The organism is Methanobrevibacter olleyae (assembly GCF_900114585.1).
Taxonomy (GTDB): domain Archaea; phylum Methanobacteriota; class Methanobacteria; order Methanobacteriales; family Methanobacteriaceae; genus Methanobrevibacter; species Methanobrevibacter olleyae.
The window spans coordinates 1-18,355 of record NZ_FOTL01000039.1; the positions used below are offsets into that span (position 1 = coordinate 1).

Genomic DNA, 18,355 nt, shown 5'->3' on the forward strand with positions numbered 1-18,355 from the left:
ATTTTATTTTATTTTATTTTATTTTATTTTATTTTATTTTATTTTATTTTATTTTATTTTATTTTATTTTATTTTATTTTATTTTATTTTATTTTGTGCTTTGATTTTAATTTTTATGATTATTTTAAAATATTTCTTAAACTTTTTAAATACTATTTTTTTATATTATGCTTCTTTAGTGTATTAGTATTTTTTTCTATATCAAATCCTTTTTTTTAAAACTATATTTATTCTTTTAATTTAGTTAACTATTTACTTGGTTTAACTATCCTGTTTTCTTATTTTATTCTTTTTATTGAGATTTTTTCTATCTTTTCTCTTTATTTATCTATTTAATTAATATTTTTTTATTTCGTGTCTATTTTTCTTTTATTTTTTGTTTATTGTTAATTCTATTATTTTTCTATATATTTAATAGCTGATTTAAGTATTTGTATTTTTTTATTCTTATTTTGGATAATATTTTTCTGTTTTTGTCTGATATAATTTATCATTATTTATCATTATTTATCATTATTATTTTTGCTATTTTTATTAAAATTACTTTATTTTTTATTATTTTTTTATTAATATTTTAAGTTGTTTATTAATAAAAGAACAATTTTTATCTAATGAAACAGTATATAATTCAAATTAATTTATTTTTTTCTTATTTAAATTTTATTCCAATCTTATAATTTTATAATATTAGAAATAAATTGATTAATTTTTATTAAGAATTTATATTCATAATGAAAAATAATGATAAATTATAGAAAAGTATTTTAATAAGAAATTAAATATCATTATCTAGATAGGGCGATGTGTGTAAATTTAAGTGTTATATTTTTTTAAAAGTGTTTAAAGATTATAAAATACTTTTTTTGAGATTTATATAATTTTAAATGTTTTATTGAATATTTCACCATATAAATTACTTTATATTTACTTTTTGGGGAATGTGAGTCTTAAAAATATTCATCACGTTGTTTAAAGTCCTATCTATAAATGTGTCAACTGATGAAATGTAGTTAATCTATGTTTTATTATTTTATTGGAGATTGTAATATGTTAAATATTAAACATACTATTTGTCCCTCTTGCTCTGTTGGTTGTGGGATAAATATTGTTTCAAGTGGAGGTAAGGTTTTAGGAACTTATCCTTATAAGAGGCATCCTATTAATGAGGGAAAAAATTGTTTAAATGGTCGTGGCTCTGTTGAACAGTTTGAAAAGAGAATTATTTCTCCATCATTAGTTAAAAATGATGAATTAGTCGAATCTGATAATGAGACTGTAATAAATCTCATTAAAGATAAATTAAGTTCTATTAATTCCGATGAACTTTGTATTATTTGTTCTGGAAAAAACACAATTGAAGAATTTGAAGTTATTAAAAAATTTGCTGAAAGTTTTGGAACTGATAAAATAGGATTTTATGGATACAATTTCCCTAACTTCGATGGGGAACTAGCATCTTATGATGATATTTCTAATGCAAAGACTATTTTAGCTATTGGAGATGTCTTAAGAGAAAATCCTTTAATTGGTAGAAGGGTAATCATTTCAAAGGAAAATGGCGGTACTCTTATTTCAGTAGACACTGTTGAAAAATCTAATACTGCATTAAATTCTTCTGAACATATCAAAGTAGATTCTATTGGTGAATTTATTAATGATATGGGTGAGATTAAAGATAAATTAGATGGTGAGACTGTTATTTTAATTAATAAAATTGAGGATAAAGATTATTTTAACCCATTAAAAGAATTAGCAGCGAAAACAGGTGCAAAATTCCTTCCTATATATAAAGAAGCTAATATAAAAGGCGCAATGAGATATTTAACTTCTTTAGATGCAGAAGAAATTAAAAAATTTATTGCAGATTCTAAAGCACTAATCACTGTTAATACAAATCTATTAGATTTCTTATCTAAAGAGGATATTAAAGGGAAAAGTTTTATAATTAACATCTCTAATTTTGAAGATGATTTCACAAGGCTTTCAGATTTAGTTCTTCCAGGTAAACCTTGGACTGAAAAATCTGGTAGCTTTATCAATTCAGAGGGTTTAAAACAAGAATTCATTTCCTCAGTAATTTCAGATGATGAAAATTTAAGTGAAATAGAAATATTTGATAAGCTTACTTAATTTTAAATTATAGGTGATTTTATGAGTGAAAATTATGTTCTTGCAAAAAGTAATGAGAATGCAATAACTGAAAGTGGAGCTTGTGGTGGTGCAGTAAGTTCTATTTTCCAATATTTATTAGCAAATGACATTGTTGAGGGGGTTTTAACTCTTTCAAAAGGTGAAGATGTTTATGATGGTATCCCTAGATTAGTTACTGAAGCTAGTGAAATTCTTGAAACTTGTGGTTCACTACATTGTGCACCTACTATGGTTGCTGATTTAGTTTCTAAATATCTTTCAGATAAGAGAATTGCAGTTGCAGTGAAACCTTGTGATGCAAAGGCTATTAACGAACTTGTTAAAAGACACAAAATTGATCCAGATAAAATTATCACAGTTGGATTAAATTGTGGTGGTACTGTAATACCTGAGATTGCACAAAAAATGATAGAAAAGTTTTATGATGTTAATCCTACTAAAGTAGTTAAAGAGGAAATTGATAAAGGCCAATTTATCATTGAACTTGATGACGGAAGTGAAAAAGGTATTAAAATTGATGATTTAGAAGAAGAAGGTTACGGACGCCGTGATAACTGTCAAAGGTGTAATCTTAAGATACCACGTAATGCAGATATAGCTTGTGGTAATTGGGGTTCCGAACCAGGTTGGACTTTCATTGAAATTAATACGGAAAAAGGTCAAGATATTGTCGACGGTGCTAAATATGAAGGGTTTATAGAAACTAAAGATCCTTCTGAGAAAGCTATTGCTATGAGATCAAAAGTTGAAAATATCATGATTAATATGGGTAAAAAATTCCAAAAAACTCAATTGGAAGATAATTATTTAAGTTCTGATGAATGGAAAGAACAGTGGAATAAATGTATTAATTGTTTTGCATGTAGGGATGTTTGTCCTATTTGTTGGTGTAATGAATGTGAACTTGAAAAAGACTACTTTGAAGAGGGTTCTGACTCAGCACCTGATCCATTAGTATTCCAAGGAGTAAGATTATCTCATATGAGCTTTAGTTGTATTAACTGTGGCCAGTGTGAAGATGTTTGTCCTATGGAAATTCCAGTATCAAAAATTTATCATAAATTACAAAGAGTTTATGAAGACTTAACTGGTTATGAAGTAGGTATTGGTGATGAAAAACCTCCTTTATACAGTCCGAAAAAAGAACAATTTGATTAGGTGAATTTTATGTCTAATGATGTTAAAATTGTAGGTTTTTGTTGTAATTGGTGTTGTTATGGTGGTGCAGATACTGCAGGTACCGCTCGTATGCAATACCCATCAAATATCAGAATTATAAGGGTTATGTGCTCTGGTAGAATGAATCCTTCTATGGTATTTAAAGCATTTAAAGAAGGTGCTGATGGAGTATTTGTAGGTGGTTGTCATATTGGAGACTGCCATTATGATGCTGGAAATTATAAATGGAATAGAAGAGCATTAGTAACTAAAGAAATTATTAAAGAATTTGGAATTGATGAAGAAAGGTTCCGTTTTGAATGGATTTCTGCTTCTGAAGGAGAGAAATTCCAAAGAACTATGAAAGAATTTTATAAAACTATCTCTGAGTTAGGTCCTTTAGAATATTAATTTTCATAAATTAATTTTTAACAGATTCAAAAGATTTAGCTTTTAAAAACTTTCTAGTATTCTTAATAAAAAAAACTTATTAATCTATGACTTAAAAGTTTTTTTAAAGTTTTAAGAACTTGTTCTTTATATTGTAATTGATTGTTGATTTATAAAAAAATAAAAAAAAAGATTTTGTATTAAGTTTTTAAAATTAAGTTGAAACATTTTGAAATTTTTACTTTTCAACTATAACTCCTCAAAATGAGACCTACAAATCAAAGGTTAGTAAAATAATTTTAATTTAGCTCATAAATAATAAAATTGTTATAATTACTGTATTATGTGATTTAGTATCTAATGATTAATTTTTATTTAATCAAATTGAAAAATTAGTAGAGAATATTTCAGCTACTAACTTAACAATTCATATCTTGGAATTTAATTATTTATTTATTAAATTTATTAAAACTTTCCTTAGGTCTTGTTATTATTTTTTTATATATTTTTCCCTATTTTTTATTTCTTAACTAATTATTTTTTTTTTAATATTTTTTAATTTTTATATCTATTTTTCCCTATTTTTTATTATTCTATTTTTCTCATTTTCATTTTATTTTTATAAAATACTGTAATTTTGCAATTTGATTATAATTTCATAACTAAAATCAATTTTACAGACTAAAATTAATTTTTTAATATAAACATTATCTTTCAACTGCTCTTTCTAAAAGCTTTTTATATAAGTTATTTCTAATATAGTTGTAATGTCTGATTCAATATTTTGTCCTGATTGTGGGATGCTTAAGAAAAATTGCATATGTGGGAAATACATTGCAGATAGAACTAAAAAACCTTATGTTAAAGAGGAAAAGAAAAATGAGCCCTTATTTTCTAAAAATAAGAAATCCAATAACAGTTTTTTAAATAAATCTAAAAGTTATTCTTCAAAAAATAATTCTAATACTTCAAAAGGTCTTTACAAATATGAAAATACTAAACCTATAACAGTTAGTGAAGATTTAGAAATTGCTAATGCAGAGGTTTATGATATTGCAGAACATGACTTGCCTCAAGAGGTAATAGACAGATTAAAAAAAGAATATCCTCATATTCCAGAGCAAATCATAGAAAATTTTCCTTTTGAACAGCCTAGAGAAGGTCAATTAGAGATTATAGTAGATATTGAAGAAGCTATTTCAAAAGGTTATAAATATATTATTTTAGAAGCAGGTACTGGTACTGGAAAATCTGCAATAGCTTCTACCTTAGCACGTATCTATGAATCTGCATATATTTTAACAATGACAAAACAACTTCAAAAACAGTATACCGATGAATTTGACTTTCCTCTTGTAAAAGGTAGAGGAAACTTTGATTGTTTAAAAGATGGGTTTGAAGTAACTTGTGATATTGGAGCATGTAAAACTGCACCAAAGTCCTCTAAATTTTTCTGTCCATATGGCATAAATAAAAATCCTACACTTACTGGAGATTTGGCTTTTCAAGATTCACTTGGTAATGATGTATTTTTCCAAACTAATGACCATTGTAAATATTGGCAACAAAAGGCAAATGCAATCAACTCACCAATCACTTTAATGAATTATGACTATGCTATTTTAGAGTTGAATTATGTAAAACACTTTGGCAAAAGAAGTTTATTAATTCTTGATGAGGCTCATAATATTGAAGATAAATTAATGAGAACAATGGAAATTAATTTATATAATCGTCAGCTTGAAAAGGACATTAAAAAAGTTATCAGCCCTCAAACTCTTCAAAGTGCGGAGAAGGGCGAATGGATAATGGAAATTGATGCAATTCAGGGTCATTATTCAGATATTGAAGTGAAAGATTTACCTACTAATAAGGCAGATAGAATCAACTCAACTATTTCAAAATTAAAAGCACTTAAAACTAATCTTGAAGATGAACCTGGAAATTGGGTAATTGATGCTGATGAAAATGGAGTGTCTTTTAAGCCCCTCAGAGTAAATCATTATGCTGAGGATTATTTATTTAAACATGGAGATGTTGTCATATTTTTAAGTGCAACTATTTTATCTCATAAAATGTTTTCAAAATGGCTAGGTTTAGACCCTCGTGATGTTTATCATATTCGAGTTGATAGTCCATTTTCAGTTGAAAAAAGACCAATTGAGTTAAATTTAGCTGGAAAAATGTCTAAAAATAGGGTTAAGCAATCAGCTCCTAAATCTATCGAAATATTGCAGAAAATATTAAAAAGGCATGAAGGAGAAAAAGGATTAATTCATACTCATAGTTATAAATGCCAACAGTATATACTTAATAACTTATACAATAATAGATTAATTGCTCATGGAACCAACAATAGAGAAAGGGTTTTAAAATTTTTTGAAGAGGATGAAAATCCATTGGTACTTGTGAGCCCTTCTATGAGTGAAGGTGTAGATTTACCTTATGATAAATGCAGATTCCAGATAATTTATAAGATACCTTTCCCATATCTTGGTGATAAACAGGTTAATATGAGAATGAAAAAAGACCAGCGTTGGTATGCTTATAAAACTGCAATGACATTGGTACAAACTTATGGTAGAGGAATGAGGGCAGAGGATGATTCTTGTGTAACTTATATTATTGATTCAGATATAAAGAATCTTCTTAAAAGCCCATTGTATAAATCTTTAATTCCAGAGTTCTTTAAAGAAGCTATTGTTATTAATGATGATCGTATCATCTAACTTAGGCTTTTTTTAACCTTCATCCAAACATTGATTAAAACTTTTTCCTCTAAGTTGTGGATGGATTTTGGATGGTAATAGTTTATTACTAAGTTGTGGGTGTTAATGATTTAATATAATTGAAGATTATATTAGTTTAAAAATCCTATTTTTCCTGTTTTGAGTGATAATATGGTAATAAGAGAAGAAATTGAAATAGAAGGAATTTCTATAATTTTAGAGAGGAAAGATATAAAGAATTTATACCTTCGTATTTTACCAGATGCTATTGTTAAAGTTTCTTCTCCTAAGAATCTATCAGATGATGCAATAAATGATTTTATCAAATCTAGAATTGATTGGATTCAAGATACAAGAGAAAAAATACTTGAAAATCCTCCTAAACCCAAAATAAAATATAAAGATGGAGAAACTCATTATATTTGGGGAGAACCCTTCACTCTTCAGTTGATTTCTAATGAAAATAGCAAAAAAGCTTTCTATAATGCAGATGATGCTGTAATTTATCTTCCAGTTCCTAAAAGGTCTAATATAAAACAAAGAGAAAAGATATTATTAGAACTTTATAGGGAGGAAATGAATAAAAACTTAAACTATTTTTTAGATAAGTGCACATATTTTGTTGGATGTGAACCTAATGAAGTTAAAATTAGAAATATGAAAAATTGGGGTAATTGTAGAAAGGATAAAAGAGTTACTTTAAATTTAAAATTAGCTAAAAAACCGCCAATTTGCACTGAATATGTTTTAATTCACGAATTATGCCATTTAATTGAATTCAATCATGGCCCAAGATTTAGGGCACTTATGGATAATTTCTGTCCTAATTGGAGAGGGATTAAAAAATTATTAAATGAAGGGGAATAGTTTTATTTAAAATTAGTAAAGGGATATTGGAGTGATATTATGGAAGTATTAGGTTATGAACTAATTAAGATCAATGATAAGCATTATGATGCTAGTGTACTTGCCAAGTATGAAGATTTAGCTGATATTTTACTTGCATGTACAGAAAATGGATTAGATATAATATATTTTGGTGGAGGTAAATTAATTTTGGAATTAATTGAATAGACAGTATTCATTTTCTTCTTTATTTTAAAATTAATTCTTTTTTATTTTAGAAATAGCTATTTTTTAAAATACGGACCTAGGGGGATTTGAACCCCCGACCTTGGGATCCGAAGTCCCACGTCATTCCTGGCTAGACTATAGGCCCAAGTAAAAATAGTTTTTTGTAGATTTATTTTTTAATAATTCTAATTAATTTTTTTATTTTTAATTAAAAATTACCTATTATTATAATTTATTCATTATCTTTTTTAAAAGTTTAGTTTAATTTCTATTTTATTTTAATTTTTATTTTATTTTAATTTCTATTTTATTTTAATTTTTACTTTATTTTAATTTTTATTTTATTTTAATTTCTATTTTATTTTAATTTCTATTTTATTTTAATTTTTATTTTATTTTTAAAAAATTATTCTAAAAATTATTCTATTTTTAGTTAAAAATATTAATTAAATAATATAAAAATACAATTGGTTTTATAATTAATAATTTAAAACATATTAATTAAATAATATAAAAATTTAATTAATTTATTAAATTTAAAAATTTTAATAATAATTTATTAATAATTTAATAATAATTTATTAATAATTTAATAATAATTTATTAATAATTTAATAATAATTTATTAATAATTTAATAATACTATATTGTGATTATCATGCTTACTAAAAGAATTATTCCTTGTTTAGATTGTGACCTACAAGTTCCAGAAGGTAGAGTAGTGAAAGGAGTTGAATTTAAACAAATTCGTTATGCTGGAAATCCAGTTGAACTTGCTAGCAAATATTACGAAGATGGAGCAGATGAGATTGTAATCTTAGATATTACAGCATCACATGAGCGAAGAGGAACTATGGTAAATGTTATCGAAAGAATAACTGAAAATGTTTTTATTCCTATCTGTGTAGGTGGAGGAATAAGAAAAGTAGAAGATTATACTCGCATGCTTAAAGCAGGAGCTGATAAATGTTCTACAAATACTGCAGCTATTCACAACCCTCAATTATTAACAGATGCTTCTAAGGTTGTAGGTTCTCAAGCAGTTGTTATTGGTATTGATGCTAAAAGGAGATATGTAGAAGAAGACAAGGATGCAGCTCAAGGTAAAAATATTTTTGATACAAACCAAGGTGAAGTATGGTTTGATTGTAGTATTTATGGTGGTAGGGAATTTACTGGTATGGATGCTATAGCTTGGGCTCAAGAATGTCAAGATAGAGGTGCAGGTGAAGTTTTACTCACTTCTATGGATGGGGATGGAACAAAAGATGGCTATGACCTTGTACTTACAAAGGCGATTAATGACAATGTGGATATTCCAGTTATTGCATCAGGTGGTGTAGGTAATCCACAACATATTTTAGAAGCTTTTGAGATAGCTGATGCAAGTGCTGCACTTGCTGCAAGTATTTTCCATTTTAATGAATATCCTATTCCAGTAGTTAAAAAATACTTAAAGGAAAATGGTGTTAGAATTAGGGAGACTTTTTAGTGTGTAGTGGTGATATGTCTAATTTACGATTTAATTCACTAATCAATCTTAAATTAACTCAAGAATCTGGCCAAACTTCACAAGCTCCATGGAAGTATAATTCTATAGAGAATATGGATAAGTTTGATGAATTGATTTACTTAAAAGTTCCTTCAATTAACAACCAAGTTAATGATGAAACTATTAGTTTAGGCAAGCTTCCAATTCTTTTAAAGCTATCCCAAGATAAGTCTAATTTAAATGAATTTTCTTATCTATATGAGTTTCCTAAAAAAGTGAATAAAAGAGAATTTTCACTAGATATTAATAATTTTTCTAAAAATGAAATTAAAATTATTGAAAAAGAAATAAGGGATGAAATAAGTAAAATTTACGATTTAAATTTTGACTTAGAAAAATTCTACAATTTCCTCTTAGATGATGAAAAATTAGCTCCTTCTCTAGATTTTTGTAATGGATTAAGGCTATTTATTGCAAAAGATCCTTTTGAATGTATAATATCTTCAATTTGTTCGGCTAATAATTCGATTGCAAGATGGACAAAATCAATTGATAAAATAAAATCTAATTGGGGAGAAAAGTTAGAATTTGAATCTGGAATATTTTACAGCTTTCCAAAACCTAATCAGTTTTTAGATTTTTATGAAACTCCTATTGAAGAGGCAGATGCAGATGGACATAGTTATGAGATTGATTGTTATACTCATAATTTAAAATCATGTGGTGTAGGTTATAGAGCTTCTTATATGAAAAAGGCAAGTAAAATGATTCTTGATAATGAGGTTAATATAAGTGATATTTTTAATATGGATTATGATGAGGCATTTGATTTAATTTTAAAAATACCTGGTGTAGGTCCAAAGGTAGCTGATTGTATTTTATTATATGGCTTTGATTATGAAGAAGCTTTTCCATCTGATGTTTGGATAAAAAGAATCATATCTCATTTATACTTTGATGGTGAAGAGATTTCAGCTGATAAAACAAGGGAATTTGGTATGGAACATTTTGGTGATTATGCAGGTTATGCTCAACTTTACTTATTCCATTATGCACGTAAGTCCGGATTAATGGATAAAATTAAGAAATAATATTTTTAGAATTTGATTTAATAGATAAAATTAATGGATAGCAACTTTATAAATATTAGGGTTTTGTTATGAAAAAAAGATTTTTAGTATTAGTATTATTGGTAATTAGTTTATTTTTATTATTGGCTACAGTTAGTGCTGAAGAAATTGTTTCAGATGATTCTAATACAGAAATTGGGGTTTTTAGTGAAAAACAATCAGTAACTACTTCTGATGAACCTAACGATAATATGGGTGACGATACTTCTAATGATCTTGATGATAATGATTCTAAGAATTTTAGTGATTCTAATAGTATTTCTGTATCACATAGTTCTACTAATATTACAACTATTAATAGCACAACTACTAATAGCACAGCTATTGATACTACAACTACTAATTCAAATATTAATACTTCAAATGTTCCTTTTAAGTTTACATCTACAAAGAATATAGTATCTACTTATGGTAAAAAAGTTAAATTTTCTCTAAAAGTTTTAAATAAAGAAGGAAAAGCTATAAGTCATACATTAGTTACTTTTAAAGTGTCTTCTAAAACTTATAAAGTTTATACTAATGTAAATGGAATTAGTTCTATTAATCTTAATTACAATGCAGGGAAATATACAATTTATTATTATGCAAGTGATATTTCTGGAAAAAATAGATACACTGTAAAGAACTATTATAAAATAACTACTTATAAATGGAACTCAGGAGCTAATGTATTAAAAAATAAAAAGATTAAATCAAATGTTTTAAAATCTACACTTGTAAAAAAGATTATTAAAGCTGCTAAGTTTGGAACTCCTATAATTAAATTTAAAGGAGGTAATGGAAAAGTAGTATTTATTACATCAGGTGTTCATGGAAATGAAATACCTTCTCAAATAGCTTCATTGAAATTAATAAAGTATTTAGAAACTCATTCAATTAAAGGGACTATTTATATAATGCCTTTTATGAATCCTAAAGGCACTGCAGCTAATGTTAGAAATTATAAAGGAATTCGCTTAAATAAATTAGCTAATAAAAAAGGAACCATTTCTTATAAAACTGTTAAATTGATTAAAAAACTTAAATCTAATGCTTATGGCGATTTTCACTCTACAAGACCTGGTGGAAAACCTGGTAAAAATGTAGTTATGGGTACTTATAGACCTACTAAAAAAAGTGCAACTCTAGCAAAGTATATTTCTAAAAAGGCTAAAGTTAAATGTATAATTTATAAAAAAGCAGGAGTAGAGTATCCTGGTGCTTTGGAAGATGTTGTAAGTATGAAGGGAATTCCTGCAGTTAGTTGTGAAGTTATTAGTCCTCATGGTAAAATTAAATCAGGATCTGTTTCAAAATCATTATTGATGATGAAAACACTTTTAAAATATAATTCTGTTATTTAATTATCCTTTTAATAATTTATTTTTAATAGGGCATAATGGTCTTATTTTACTATTTTTAATAGGTTATATGGCCTTACTTTACTATTTTTAACAGGGTATAATGGTCTTATTTTACTATTTTTAATAGGTTATATGGCCTTACTTTACTATTTTTTCTATTTTAAAATATTTTTTTAAAAAATTGATAATGGGTTTTTTTATTCATCAAACTCTTTTTCAAGTAAGATTGTTACAGGACCATTATTTAATAAACTTACTTTCATAAATGCTCCAAATACTCCAGCTTCGCATTCTACATCTTCCCTACATTTTTCAAGAAAATAATCAAATAACTTTGCTGCTTCATTTTGAGCTAATGCTTTATGGAAAGATGGTCTATTCTTTTTAGTTTTTCCATATAATGTAAATTGGGGAACAAGGAGAAGCTTTCCACCTATATCTTGAACAGAAAGATTCATTCTACCTTCCTCATCAGGGAATATTCTAAGTTTTTTAAGTTTTCCTGCTAAGTAATCAGCTTCTTTTTCTGTGTCGCTTTGACCAAAACCTACTAAAACCATTAATCCTTCTTCAATTTGACCTGTGATTTCTCCTTCAACTTCTACACTAGCATTTGTTACTCTTTGAATGACTAATTTCATATTTACCATCATCTTTTTTCTGTCTGTAATATTTAATTTAATTTTTATAAGTTAAATACTTGGTTTTATTTAATTTATTTAATTTATTTAATTTTATGTTTGGTTTTAATTTTTTAATATTTGTTTTATTTGTAACTGTTTCAAAAGAAACAATTATATATTATTACCTACTTATTAATAATTATCTAGAAATTTTTTATAATTTATTAATGGTGAAATTATGGATGGTGAAAATTTTCAAGGTTTATGGGATAATTCTCCTTTAATTGCATGGATTCATAATTTATCTAAAAATCAATTTAAATACTTAAAATCAAAAATCTCTGAATTTGATTTAGGTCATGAAGTAAGATATATTATGATGATTTATGATAATCCAAATATTTCACAAGATGATTTAGTAACTATGTCTGGTCAAAGTAAAGGTAATATTGCTAAATCTTTAAAAAAATTAGAAGATGAAGGATTTATTAAAAGAGAAATTAATCCAGAAAATAGAAGAAAATACATGTTAAAAACTACTTCTAAAGGTGATGAATTAGTTCCTAAAGTTAGACAGATATCAAGGGACTGGGAAAAAGAAGTAGGAATAACAGAAGAAGATAAACTATTAATTGAAAGAATTAAAGAAATTGCTATTAATGGAATGAATTTAGTAGAAGATTTATAATTTCATTGTTAAATAGCTTAATATTATAATCTAATCTATTAAATTAATGGTGGTTTATAATTTTAATAAAGTGATAATATGAAATTAGACTTAGAAACATCTGTAGTTCTTGTATCATTTATTACATCATTTTTTGCAGTATTTTTATCTGCAGGTATAGTTTTAGGGGTTCCAGCTATTGCAAGTGAATTTGGAATGAACAATGTTATTCAAAATTGGATACCTACTATAGCTTTACTTGTTGTAGCGGTATTTACACTTCCTGCAGGACAAATATCAGGTAAATATGGTGTTAAAAAATCATTAATAATAGGGGTTTTAATATTTTTATTTGCTTCAATTGCTGCTTGCTTATCTTTTTCAACTGAATCATTTTTAATTTTTAGAGTAATACAAGGTATAGGTATGGCATTTTTAAATGTTTCTGCAATGGCTATGGTTGTACAAGCTGTCAAACCTCAAAATAGAGGTAAGGCTTTAGGATTTACAGTTACTGGTATCTATTTAGCAGGTTCCATATCTCCGGTATTTTGTGGATTTTTAGTACATAATTTAGGTTGGAGGGCAATGTTTTACTTTGTAATTCCATTTTTGGTACTTTGTATTGCTCTCATGATTTGGAAAATTCCTGAGGAGTGGAAAACCTATGAAAAAGATAAAATTGACACATTAGGTTATGTTTTTTATGGAGTGGGGATTTTATTATTCATTTATGGATTTACAAATTTAATCAATACCATTGGCATAGTTTGTATAGTAATAGGTCTAGTTCTATTAATTATCTTTGGATATTATGAAATTAAAGTAGAAAGTCCTGGATTTAATATGAATTTATTTAAAAATATGAAGTTCACATCTTCTAATATTGCAGCTTTATGTAGTTATCTTGCAATAGCAGCAACTACTACCATTTTAAATTATCATTTCCAATATGTTAGAGGATGGGATGCTCAAATCTCTGGACTAATGTTAATAACTACTCCTATTATTATGGCATTTATGGCTCCGAATGCAGGAATATTATCTGATAAAATTCATCCTCAAAAACTAGCAGCTATTGGAATGGCTATTGCAACTCTAACACTTTTAATTTTAATTTTCTTAGATTCAAATACTCAGATTTATCTTATAATTATAGCTATGATTTTACAAGGTATTGGTATGGGACTATTTACAACACCTAATACAAATGCTATTATGAGTTCTGTTCCTCCAAAGGAGACTCCAAATGCTTCTGCAGCACAATCTGCTATGAGAACGATTGGTCAAACTATGAGTTTAGGCTTGCTCACCCTTGTATTTGCTTGGATTATGGGTAGTTTAAAACTTTCTTCTCAATATGCTGGTATGATTGTTCAAAGTTCTCAATTAGTTTGTATAATTTGTACAATCATATGTATAGTTGCAATTTTTGCTTCTTTAGTAGGTATAAAATCTACGGATGAATTCAATATAAAAAATGCAAGTTAATCATTATTTATTTTTAAATTAGAGCGATTTAAAAGTTTATGTGGAAATTATTATTTATTTTTAAATTAGTGTGATTTAAAAGTTTATGTGGAAATTATTATTTATTTTTAAATTAAATAATTTGAAAAGTTTAGGTGAGAATTATTATTTATTTTTAAATTAAAAAACTTATAATTATTATTTAGGAGGGATTGTTATGAAATTTGATTTAGAAACAATTGTAATAGCGGTATCATTTATTACATCATTTTTCGCTATATTTTTATCAAACGGAATTATTATAGGAGTTCCAGCTATTGCACAAGAGTTTGCAATGAATAATGTTATTCAAAATTGGGTTCCTACTATATTTTTCCTTGTGGTTGCTGTATTTACAGTTCCTGCAGGACAAATATCTGGTAAATTTGGTGTTAAAAAGTCTTTACTTGGAGGAATACTTCTGTATTTATTTGCTTCAATAGGTGCTGTACTTTCATTTTCAACAGAATCATTTTTAATATTCCGTATGCTTCAAGGTGCAGGTGTAGCATTTTTAAATGTTTCTGCAATGGCTATGGTTGTACAAGCTGTTAAACCTCAAAATAGAGGTAAGGCTTTAGGATTTACTGTAACTGGTGTTTATTTGGCAACATCATTATCTCCTGTAATTTGTGGATTTTTAGTACATAATTTAGGCTGGAGGTCAATGTTTTACTTTATAATTCCATTTTTAGTACTTTGTGTTGCACTTATGGCATTTAAAATACCTGGAGAATGGAAAACCTATGAAAAAGATAAAATCGATACAATAGGTTCTATTTTATATGGAATAGGTATTTTACTCTTTATTTATGGATTTACAACATTAACAAATAGTAATGGTATAATTTTAACTATTATTGGACTAATTATATTAGTTGTATTTGGAGCTTATGAACTTAGACAAAAATCACCTGTATTTAATATGAAATTATTTAAAAATAAGAAATTCACTTCCTCTAATATTGCTGCCTTATGTAGTTATATTGCAGTTATGGTAGTTACAACAATTCTAAATTACCACTTCCAATATGTAAGAGGATGGGATGCTCAAATATCTGGTATGATCTTAATTATCACTCCAATTATTATGGCAATTATGGCTCCCAATGCTGGTAAACTTTCAGATAAGATACATCCTCAAAAACTAGCAGCTTTAGGTATGGCAATTGCAACTGTAGCACTTTTAATACTTACATTCTTAAATGAGGATACTCCACTTTACTTTGTAATTTTAGCTATGATTTTACAAGGTATTGGTATGGGATTATTCTCCTCTCCAAATATGAATGCAATTATGAGTTCCGTTCCGCCAAAAGATGCACCTACAGCATCTGCTTCTCAAGCAACTATGAGAACAATTGGTCAAACTATGAGCTTAGGGCTTCTTACCCTTGTATTTGCTTGGATTATGGGAAGCTTAGAACTTGCACCTAAATATGCAAGTATGATTGTTCATTCATCTCAAATTATTTGTGGAATTTCTACAGTGGCATGTATCCTTGCTATATTTGCTTCTTTAGTAGGTGTAAAATCTAAAGACAAATTTAATACAGAAAGACCTAGCTAATTTTCTGTTTTTTAGAAAATTATTTAAATAGTTATTTATAAATCATAATTAATTATTAAAGGAGGGGGATATAATGGCAAGATGTCCAATATGTGGTTCTGAAGCTCTTGAAGAGATTAACCCAAACAATTATAAGTGTCATGAATGTGGTTATACAATTAGAAACCCAGATGATCTTGAATTAGTAGAAATAGAAAATGGTGAATTATAATCCATTTTTTAACTTTTTTCTATTTTTAATTTTTTCATTTTAATTTCCTATTTTTTATTTTTTTATCATTTAATTAAATGGATTTTTTATTTTTTTAATCTAATTTTTATAAATTTTATTTCTTAAATATTTTTAATATTATATTTTTAAAAAGAGCTTAATTTATAAAAATAGAAAATTTAATAAATGTTTTTTTAAAAAGAAAAAGAATAGCAGTTAAAAACTGCTTTAATTGTATATCTAGCCTTGAATAGTAACTTTTAACATTTTATCTTCAGCACGGATTGCATTTACAACATCCATACCTTCAATAACTTGTCCAAATACAGTGTGAACACCATCTAAGTGAGGTTGTGGGCTGTGGGTAATAAAGAATTGGCTTCCACCAGTATCTTTACCTGCATGAGCCATAGATAATGCTCCTGTTCCATGTTTATGAGGGTTTCCTTCAGTTTCACATTTAATAGTCCAACCAGGTCCACCGGTACCATTACCAACAGGACATCCACCTTGGATAACAAAGTTAGGAATTACTCTGTGGAAAGTTAAACCATCATAAAATCCACTGTTAGCTAATTTTTCAAAGTTTGCTACAGTTCCAGGAGCTTCATTAGGGAATAATTCTAATACAATATCTCCTTTTTCAGTTTCAATAATTGCTTTTTTCATTATATCACATTTTAGTTTTTTATTAAACAACATTTGTTGCATAAATAACTATTTATAATTTATTTTATCTAATATTTAAATTATTTTAATAGTCTTGATTTTATCAAATTGAATATTGGGTGGTTTTTAGTTTTGATTTTATCAAATTGAATAATGAGTAATTATGATTTTTTATTATTTATTTTTATTAATCCACTTTTACCTCAACAGATAAAATCTTTTTGTAATCTTCATAATTTTTCTTTAATAATTCTGGAATGTCTAATTCATAGGGGCATCTACTTACACATTGTCTGCATTCTGTGCAATCTTCTATCTTTTTCATCATTTCTTGAGATTCTGGGGTTAAATTAGGCTCTGATGGGAATCTTCTAATCCATAAAGACATTCTTGCACATTGGAATATTTGAATCTCTTCAGGGCATGGCATACAGTATCCACAACCTCTACAGAAATCACCTTGTAACTCTTCCCTTTCTTTTTTAATTATATTCTCTAATTCTTTATCAAGCTTAGGGTTTTCTTTCATATAAGATAAGAATTCATCAAGTTCAGAGATTCTTTGAACTCCCCAAATAGGAACTACATTATCAAAGCTATTAATATATGTATAAGCCGCTTTAGAACTTCCTATTAATCCTCCACTCATTGCTTTCATTGCAATAAAACCTATATTATTTGCTCTTGCATTTTCAACAATAGCTAATTCTTTTTGACCTGTAAGATAAGAGAAGGGGAATTGGATTGTTTCATATAATCCACTATTAATAGCTTCTTCTGCAAGTTCCACTTTGTGGGATGTAAAACCGATATGTCTTATGATTCCTTCATCATAAAGGTTAAATAATGCATCATAAGCTCCACTTCCATCTCCTTCAGTTGGACAGAATGAAGGATTGTGGATTTGATAAAGATCGATATAATCAGTTCCAAGATTATCAAGGCTGGTTTTGATGTCTTTTTCTATTGTCTTTCTATCTTCACCTTGAGTTTTAGTAGCTATTATAATACTTTCTCTCGGATATTCTTCACTAAAGCCTTTAAAAGCATAGTTTAATTTTTCTTCACTATCTGTATATGCTCTTGCAGTATCAAAAAAATTTATCCCATTATTATAAGCCTTTCTAAATATTTCAGCACTTTCATCAAAACTTACTCTTTGAATAGGTAGTGCTCCAAAACCATTTTTCTCTATTTTAAGACCGGTTTTACCAAGAATCATTTTAGCCATCTTTACACCAAATATCTAAATCATATATTAAAATTAATAATTTTTTTAATCTAATCACAAAACAGGCTCTTTCAAAAACTTTGTTGATGAACTTGATTAAGTTTTCGATTTTCATTCCAAATCAAATCTCCGGGATAAATTCTCTTTAAAACACCACGAATAGTCTTAAAAGTTCTTTTTCTTGATTTAGGCATAGTTTTTTGAAAAGCATTTTCAAGCTTATTAGTTGTTCTCTCAATTTTCTTATCTTTTAAATGATAAATAAAGCTTTTATACCTAGAAACAATAAATTTTCTTATAATTTCATAAATAACATTATGAAATTCATTTTTACGATAAATTAAACCTTGTAATTCTTTTTCAGCTTCATAATAATCATTTAAATCAAATAAATCTTTAATCATTTTT

At 26.8% G+C, this 18,355-nt stretch carries 16 protein-coding genes, 1 tRNA gene and 1 pseudogene; 13 read left to right on the plus strand and 5 right to left on the minus strand.

Going from position 1 to position 18,355, the window contains the following annotated elements:
- Positions 1-1,047: 1,047 nt before the first annotated feature.
- From BM020_RS08705 to BM020_RS09665, 6 genes are all read left to right on the plus strand, one after another.
- On the plus strand, positions 1,048-2,130 hold the full coding sequence (locus BM020_RS08705) for a molybdopterin-dependent oxidoreductase (RefSeq protein ID WP_074798894.1): 1,083 nt from the start codon (positions 1,048-1,050) through the stop codon (positions 2,128-2,130).
- Between the two features lie 21 nt (positions 2,131-2,151).
- Positions 2,152-3,309 carry a Coenzyme F420 hydrogenase/dehydrogenase, beta subunit C-terminal domain gene (locus BM020_RS08710; RefSeq protein WP_074798895.1) on the plus strand — a complete coding sequence of 386 codons (1,158 nt, stop codon included), beginning with the start codon at positions 2,152-2,154 and terminating at the stop codon, positions 3,307-3,309.
- A 9-nt stretch (positions 3,310-3,318) separates the two neighbouring features.
- Positions 3,319-3,720 carry a hydrogenase iron-sulfur subunit gene (locus BM020_RS08715; RefSeq protein ID WP_067148119.1) on the plus strand — a complete coding sequence of 134 codons (402 nt, stop codon included), beginning with the start codon at positions 3,319-3,321 and terminating at the stop codon, positions 3,718-3,720.
- A gap of 746 nt (positions 3,721-4,466) precedes the next feature.
- Positions 4,467-6,428: a helicase C-terminal domain-containing protein gene (locus BM020_RS08720; RefSeq protein ID WP_067148117.1), complete on the plus strand. Its 1,962-nt coding sequence runs from the start codon at positions 4,467-4,469 to the stop codon at positions 6,426-6,428.
- Positions 6,429-6,599: 171 nt separating this feature from the next.
- Positions 6,600-7,295: a M48 family metallopeptidase gene (locus tag BM020_RS08725; RefSeq protein ID WP_067148114.1), complete on the plus strand. Its 696-nt coding sequence runs from the start codon at positions 6,600-6,602 to the stop codon at positions 7,293-7,295.
- Between the two features lie 39 nt (positions 7,296-7,334).
- Positions 7,335-7,502, plus strand: coding sequence for a hypothetical protein (locus BM020_RS09665; RefSeq protein WP_158499605.1), 168 nt, complete (start codon positions 7,335-7,337; stop codon positions 7,500-7,502).
- Positions 7,503-7,573: 71 nt separating this feature from the next.
- Here BM020_RS09665 and BM020_RS08730 read toward each other — a convergent pair.
- Positions 7,574-7,647, minus strand: a tRNA-Arg gene (locus BM020_RS08730).
- Between the two features lie 513 nt (positions 7,648-8,160).
- Here BM020_RS08730 and hisF point away from each other — a divergent pair.
- The 3 genes from hisF to BM020_RS09365 all read left to right on the plus strand — a co-directional run bounded on the left by hisF (position 8,161) and on the right by BM020_RS09365 (position 11,467).
- A complete protein-coding gene (gene hisF / locus BM020_RS08735; RefSeq protein ID WP_067148111.1) occupies positions 8,161-8,994 on the plus strand; it encodes an imidazole glycerol phosphate synthase subunit HisF in 834 nt (277 codons plus the stop codon).
- Positions 8,995-9,008: 14 nt separating this feature from the next.
- The gene (locus BM020_RS08740) at positions 9,009-10,085 is read left to right on the plus strand and encodes a DNA glycosylase (protein WP_067148108.1); all 1,077 of its coding nucleotides are present in this window, start codon (positions 9,009-9,011) and stop codon (positions 10,083-10,085) included.
- Between the two features lie 68 nt (positions 10,086-10,153).
- The gene (locus BM020_RS09365; protein WP_083405398.1) at positions 10,154-11,467 is read left to right on the plus strand and encodes a M14 family metallopeptidase; all 1,314 of its coding nucleotides are present in this window, start codon (positions 10,154-10,156) and stop codon (positions 11,465-11,467) included.
- Between the two features lie 197 nt (positions 11,468-11,664).
- Here BM020_RS09365 and dtd read toward each other — a convergent pair whose 3' ends face one another.
- Positions 11,665-12,108: a D-aminoacyl-tRNA deacylase gene (gene dtd / locus BM020_RS08750; RefSeq protein WP_067148105.1), complete on the minus strand. Its 444-nt coding sequence runs from the start codon at positions 12,106-12,108 to the stop codon at positions 11,665-11,667.
- 220 nt (positions 12,109-12,328) lie between these two features.
- On the opposite strand from dtd, the gene BM020_RS08755 reads away from it, so the two are divergent.
- The 4 genes from BM020_RS08755 (at position 12,329) to BM020_RS09495 (ending at position 16,047) form a co-directional block, all read left to right on the plus strand.
- Positions 12,329-12,778, plus strand: coding sequence for a MarR family winged helix-turn-helix transcriptional regulator (locus BM020_RS08755; protein ID WP_082762179.1), 450 nt, complete (start codon positions 12,329-12,331; stop codon positions 12,776-12,778).
- A 78-nt stretch (positions 12,779-12,856) separates the two neighbouring features.
- Positions 12,857-14,248: an MFS transporter gene (locus BM020_RS08760; protein ID WP_074798896.1), complete on the plus strand. Its 1,392-nt coding sequence runs from the start codon at positions 12,857-12,859 to the stop codon at positions 14,246-14,248.
- 196 nt (positions 14,249-14,444) lie between these two features.
- On the plus strand, positions 14,445-15,836 hold the full coding sequence (locus tag BM020_RS08765; RefSeq protein WP_074798897.1) for an MFS transporter: 1,392 nt from the start codon (positions 14,445-14,447) through the stop codon (positions 15,834-15,836).
- Positions 15,837-15,909: 73 nt separating this feature from the next.
- Positions 15,910-16,047 carry an IS1 family transposase gene (locus tag BM020_RS09495; protein WP_143743990.1) on the plus strand — a complete coding sequence of 46 codons (138 nt, stop codon included), beginning with the start codon at positions 15,910-15,912 and terminating at the stop codon, positions 16,045-16,047.
- A 240-nt stretch (positions 16,048-16,287) separates the two neighbouring features.
- Here BM020_RS09495 and BM020_RS08770 read toward each other — a convergent pair whose 3' ends face one another.
- The 3 genes and pseudogenes from BM020_RS08770 to BM020_RS08780 form a co-directional block, all read right to left on the minus strand.
- Complete coding sequence (locus BM020_RS08770; RefSeq protein ID WP_067148099.1) at positions 16,288-16,716, minus strand: peptidylprolyl isomerase; 429 nt, start codon at positions 16,714-16,716, stop codon at positions 16,288-16,290.
- Between the two features lie 187 nt (positions 16,717-16,903).
- Positions 16,904-17,947: an aldo/keto reductase gene (locus BM020_RS08775; RefSeq protein ID WP_067148097.1), complete on the minus strand. Its 1,044-nt coding sequence runs from the start codon at positions 17,945-17,947 to the stop codon at positions 16,904-16,906.
- A gap of 71 nt (positions 17,948-18,018) precedes the next feature.
- Positions 18,019-18,355 (minus strand): annotated as a pseudogene (locus tag BM020_RS08780) (DDE-type integrase/transposase/recombinase); the annotation flags it as partial.